At 60.0% G+C, this 5,048-nt stretch carries 6 protein-coding genes; 2 read left to right on the plus strand and 4 right to left on the minus strand.

Translation table 11 applies throughout. The features are described 5' to 3' along the window. Nucleotides 1-383 (minus strand): hypothetical protein (locus tag H8R17_RS27795; RefSeq protein ID WP_187825967.1); only part of this gene is annotated, 383 nt, incomplete at its 3' end. Between the two features lie 245 nt (nucleotides 384-628). Continuing rightward, nucleotides 629-859: a hypothetical protein gene (locus H8R17_RS27800; protein ID WP_262505546.1), complete on the minus strand. Its 231-nt coding sequence runs from the start codon at nucleotides 857-859 to the stop codon at nucleotides 629-631. Nucleotides 860-978: 119 nt separating this feature from the next. Here H8R17_RS27800 and H8R17_RS27805 point away from each other — a divergent pair, with 119 nt between their 5' ends. Further along, nucleotides 979-1,722: a helix-turn-helix domain-containing protein gene (locus H8R17_RS27805; protein WP_187825964.1), complete on the plus strand. Its 744-nt coding sequence runs from the start codon at nucleotides 979-981 to the stop codon at nucleotides 1,720-1,722. Nucleotides 1,723-1,724: 2 nt separating this feature from the next. Continuing rightward, nucleotides 1,725-2,195 carry an NUDIX domain-containing protein gene (locus H8R17_RS27810; protein ID WP_187825965.1) on the plus strand — a complete coding sequence of 157 codons (471 nt, stop codon included), beginning with the start codon at nucleotides 1,725-1,727 and terminating at the stop codon, nucleotides 2,193-2,195. A 534-nt stretch (nucleotides 2,196-2,729) separates the two neighbouring features. Here H8R17_RS27810 and H8R17_RS27815 read toward each other — a convergent pair. Then, nucleotides 2,730-2,939, minus strand: a complete 210-nt coding sequence (locus H8R17_RS27815; protein WP_187825966.1) for a KTSC domain-containing protein — start codon at nucleotides 2,937-2,939, stop codon at nucleotides 2,730-2,732. Beyond that, nucleotides 2,939-4,840, minus strand: a complete 1,902-nt coding sequence (locus H8R17_RS27820; RefSeq protein ID WP_262505547.1) for an ATP-dependent endonuclease — start codon at nucleotides 4,838-4,840, stop codon at nucleotides 2,939-2,941. Before H8R17_RS27820 ends, H8R17_RS27815 begins: the two co-directional genes overlap by 1 nt. Between the last annotated feature and the right edge of the window lie 208 nt (nucleotides 4,841-5,048).

Raw genomic sequence — 5,048 nt, forward strand, 5'->3', positions numbered from 1 at the left:
ACGGTCCACAGGTCGTCGAAGACCATGAACCCGGCCGCCTTCATCGCGTGTGCGGAGGCGGCGACCTTCTCCGGGTCACGCGCCCCTCCACCCGGCTTGGGGTTGTGGTGGAGGAAGCGGCCCGCGAACCGCTTGCACAGCTCGGCGTACTCCTTCGTGTGCAGGATGAGCGCGTGCAGGCCAAGGTCCACGTCGTCCGAGGGGACCATGGGCACGGTGGCGGTCGCTGCGGTGACCAGGAAGGCCACCGCCTGGTCCGCGATCCGCTCTGCGCACTCGTGCGGCCGTCCGTTGTGGGCAACCACGAAGTGGGTGAGGCTGTCGAACAGCTCCTCACCAGCCACCGCGCGGCCAGTCTTCTGGTCGTTGGCCGTTGCCGTCATGCGAATACTCCTTGAGTGTCGCTGTGCTCTGGCACTTGCGCCCGCACCGGTCGCCGAGGCGTGAACCACGGACCACCGGGGGGTGGAAGGCCGCCCCGAACGGGGACGGGGGAGCCGGGGAACTGGCACCCGTTCGAGGCAGCCGGTCTACTGACGGATAGCGAGGGCCATGCCGATCACCAGGCCACACGACCCGCTGACCATGACGACGAACAGGACTCCCGCGTACCGACCGATGGCGCGCATCACAAACCGTCCCGGCTATTGCCGTTTTTGATGGCCAGGCGGGCGCTCAGTTCTTCCCGCGCGGTCGGGGCCACCACGTTGTCCGGCATGGCATCCCACTCGACGCCGCCGCAGAGGGGTCTTATCTGCACCCGGGCGCCGACCTCACCCATGACGACGCCGATACGTCCACTGGCAGTGTCCTTCGCCAGTTCACCGATGCTTGGTCTGGTCTGCTGGTTGCTCGCCATGCGGACGAGCATCCTGCCGCCCATCAGGACGTAGGAACCTCCGACAAACCCCACTTCGGGACGTCCCGCGTCGGGTAGAACGTCCCTAGTGCCGTCCCCGAGTGTTAGGAGAGATTGGGATGCCGAACGAGAGGTTACGTGCTGCGATGGCGGTCGGCGGTTGGACGTACGCCGCCCTTGCGGACAAGGTCGAAGTCGATCCCAAGTCCGTTGAACGATGGGTCAATCTGGGGCGTACGCCGCGCCGTGCCACGGCCATGCTGGCAGCGGAAATACTAGGAGAAGACGTGCACGCTCTATGGCCCGCGCTCCGGCAGGCACGCCCTGCCCGCGCTGTCAGTCCGGAACTTGTGGCTCTCTACGACCAGCGGGCGGACATCCCCGTGTCCAACTTCGTGGACATGCTGACCCAGGCCCGCGAGCACATCGACGTGCTGGTGTACGCCGCCGTCTTCCTGCACGAGGCTTACCCGCGGCTCAACGACTTGTTGCGAGAGCGCGCTTCCGAGGGGTGTGCGGTCCGGATCGCGATCGGCGACCCCGACAGCGCGAATGTGCAACAGCGCGGCCAGGAGGAGAGGTTCGGCCACGGGATCGAGTCCCGTTGCCGACTTGCCCTCATGCACTATCGCCCTCTTGCCGGGGTACCTGGCATCGAGGTTCGGACCCATGCCACCACGCTCTACAACTCGATCTATCGTGCGGATGACCAGGCGCTTGTCAATGCCCATGTGTGGGGCGTGAACGCCTACGGTGCCCCCGTGTGGCATCTTCGGCGCAGCGGAAAGGGCGGCATGTTCGACACCTATGCCAGCAGCTTCGATGCGGTGTGGGAAACCGCGACGCCGATACGAGAAGGGTGACCATGGCACGGACTGAGTACTACGACGACCCAGCGGCACCGGAACCGAACAGTTTGGTGGTCGCCGCGTCCGCCGTGGTCACCGACGACGAAGGGCGCGTGCTCCTTCAGCGCCGCCGGGACAACGATCTCTGGGCGCTACCGGGTGGCGGCATGGAGATGACCGATTCACTCCCGGGAACGGCCGTCCGCGAGGTGAAGGAAGAAACGGGTCTGGACGTGGAGATCACCGGGCTCGTGGGCACGTACACCGACCCTCGCCACGTCATCGCCTACTCGGACGGTGAGGTGCGCCGGCAGTTCAACGTCTGCTTCACCGCCCGCATGGTTGGCGGCGGACTCGCAATCTCGGACGAGTCCACAGAGCTGCGGTTCGTCCAGCCGGAGGAGATCGATCAACTGCCGATGCACCACACGCAGCGGCTTCGGATCCGTCACTTCCTGGAGCACCGTGAGCGGCCCTATCTCGGCTGACTTCGTGGTGTGCGCGTGACGGCAAATCTGATGGCGGACGACGACACACAGCAGCTGTTGATCACGACGTCCTCGGCAGCAGGAAGGCCGAGCGCCCGCACAACTCGTTCTCCAAGTCGTTGAGCGGGTGCCTTGACGGCTGTTCAACCCGGCAGCCAACTCACTCAACTCGACCTGGGAGTGTCTAACTCCGTCACTCGTGCTACTTTGAGGTGCCGTCAGTTGAGGTCAGGGGTATGTGGGGCGGGTTCAACTCCCGTAGCGCTGATCGTGGGGCTCGTTTTGGTCGCAGTTGGTCTGAATTACGGAATCCAGTTCCTGAAAAGAAACAAACCGGAGTCCGATAGTCCATCTTCGAACGAAAGGAGTTCATCATGACAAAAATCAAGATGACATTGATCGCAGGTATGCAAGTGGCCGAGGCGGTCGCCACGAACAGCGTTGCCGGCGCACTCCTTACCTGAGCTGACGAACAAGAGCCCCGCATGCACTAGCTGCGGGGCTCCTGTATTTGTCGTGCCGCTAAGCGCCAGCTCAAGCAATTCGTGAGAATGAGTATCGATCCTTGATCGTGCGCGCGAAATAGCGGCCGTGGCTAGGAGCCGACATAAGGCCGCTGTGGACGCTCGCTGGGACGGAAAAATATCTATAGATTCCGGACTGGAATTCTATTTCCAGCACCATTTCTGTCGGCTCGTATCCGACAGAAATAATGTTGGAAGAGATAACGGGAAATCTCTCCATCACTGCCCCTCTCTCGCCATGGCCTTCGCGTTCTGGATGATCTGCTTGATTACGATCGGTGGCTCACCACTTGCCTCGAAGGCTGCTCGTGCGTAGGTGTAGGTGTTCTTCTCGCTGTATCCCAGGCCAGATTGAATGAGTTCCTCCACCTTCTCCCCCCACTCGGGCCAATCGGCCTTGAGCGTTTCCTCCAGGCAGTCTGCGAATACCGCGTAGTCGACGGCGGCGTGCGTGGGAGGCAAATCTGGAATGGTCGGCTGACCGAGGTACATGAGAAGCCGGTGATTTTCCGCGCGTTCGTTCAGTTCCGCATTGCGGATATCACGTGGCTTTCTTCCGTTTTTCTCCATTCTGATGCCCACTCCAGCATCGGCATCAAAGACCGCGAAGCACGGGATTCCGAGCAATGTCAGGATGGCGTGGCTCAGGTAGATAGCTGTCTTGGTGCCAGCCTCGGCCACGTGAACGCCCTCCACGGCCAGCGGGGCTCCATCGCGTGTTGCAGAGCCTTCGAGAACGGCCTTATCAGTTTCCCCCTCCACCAGGACGACGGCAGAGGCAAAGAGCGCCTCGGCCAGACTGTTTAGAAGTGCTGCCGCAATTTGCTTGCGAACGCGCTCCTCGGGCACGAATCCTGACAACTTTTCGATGACGTCATCAACTCGCACATGGGCGATGGAAATAGCCCTATGGCTAGAACTGCTCCGTACGCGACTGATGCGGCGGATTTCGTGAAAGTGATGCGGGTCAACGAAAATCGGATTGTGGGTGGCGTAGGCCACCTGGGCCATCTGGTTGGGATCTTCAGCGATCTTACGGAGTACCTGAGAGAAGGCTCGGGCTTGGACAGGGTGCTGGTACAGCTCAGGTTCCTCGATGGCCAAACAGACAGCCTTGGACCGTGATCCTTCGCCGCTGCGATCCGAAAGGAGTTTTAGCGCGGCGATGATCATTGCACGTTGAAACCCATGTCCTTGGCGCTCAACGGTTGTTTCGACAGGTCCATCGATGATGCTTACCTTGAAGGATGCCTTGACGGGCTTGTAGGGGTTATCGACCGGCGAGACCGTCACGTTCCTGCCTGCCGAGAAAACCTCCACTGCCTTGGTTAGCTCTTTGGAGATTAGGTCTAGCTGAGGAGCAAAGTTCTTGTTCGAGATGCGCGCCCGTTCCAGATTCAGTCGTGCATCGAGATCCGCCAGTTCGGCATCGGCAATCTTCCTGTCCACCGCACGTTCGATGATTCGTCCGAAAATCGCAGACCGCGTGTCAGTTGACTCCTCAAGCGCCCGCAAGTCTGCACTGACCAGAATGAATTCAAATAGGCTCGCGAGCTTTCCTTTTCCAGCAAAACCGAAGAAGTTAGTTGCCTGGATGTCGGACTCTACTAGCCGATCGGCGTGATTCCTTTCCCAAACAACCATCGCCTCCTCTACCAGCGCCTCACTGCCAGCCGATGGAAGTGCAAGATCAGGCTGTTCCTCGCGTAGCGAATTGTAGGCTTTCCGCTTGGCGGTAGCGTTTGATTGGCTGCGGACCGTCTCGAATGGAGGGAAGGTCATCCCTTTGCCGGTGATCTTGTCTTCGCCGTTATCCCATGTGCGCCAAATGACCACGCTATTCACGCCATCGGGAGCGTAGTGTCCTAGTTCTTCCCGATCTTGAGGGGTGAGTGAGTCGAACTCAACCTCTACACGGATGCGGCTATTTCCCGCCTCAATGCAAAGATCGTCGAGATCTAGCGATGTGCCTTTTTCGCCATTGAAGAACCAATCGAGCGCACGCAAGATGGTTGACTTGCCAACTCCATTAGGGCCGATGATGGAGGTGACGCCATCGAACCGTACTTCAGCCAACTTAAGGCAGCGGAAATTCTCAATCCGTGCGCGGATCATCCTCATGCCTAATCATGAAGCCGGTCTCTGGTCACAGACAACCCGTTTCTCTAAATAGGTAAATTTGACCCCTTTAGTCTGACTAGTCACAAGAACCTCTGTTCTAACGTGCTACTCGCCTGGCTAAGGGCTTGCAGATCATCAAGGTGTTGCTTCCCGTCCTGAAGCTCGTTGGTGTGGTATGCGCATCCCGGACGAGACTCGTGACCAACTC

This window comes from Streptomyces sp. TRM68367 (assembly GCF_014495685.1).
Taxonomy (GTDB): Bacteria; Actinomycetota; Actinomycetes; order Streptomycetales; family Streptomycetaceae; genus Streptomyces.

Excerpts from the sequence above, each read along its gene's own strand:
- H8R17_RS27800 (WP_262505546.1), bottom strand. The coding sequence starts at position 859 with ATGGCGAGCAACCAGCAGACCAGACCAAGCATCGGTGAACTGGCGAAG.
- H8R17_RS27805 (WP_187825964.1), top strand. The coding sequence starts at position 979 with ATGCCGAACGAGAGGTTACGTGCTGCGATGGCGGTCGGCGGTTGGACG.
- H8R17_RS27810 (WP_187825965.1), top strand. The coding sequence starts at position 1,725 with ATGGCACGGACTGAGTACTACGACGACCCAGCGGCACCGGAACCGAAC.
- H8R17_RS27815 (WP_187825966.1), bottom strand. The coding sequence starts at position 2,939 with ATGGAGAGATTTCCCGTTATCTCTTCCAACATTATTTCTGTCGGATAC.
- H8R17_RS27820 (WP_262505547.1), bottom strand. The coding sequence starts at position 4,840 with ATGAGGATGATCCGCGCACGGATTGAGAATTTCCGCTGCCTTAAGTTG.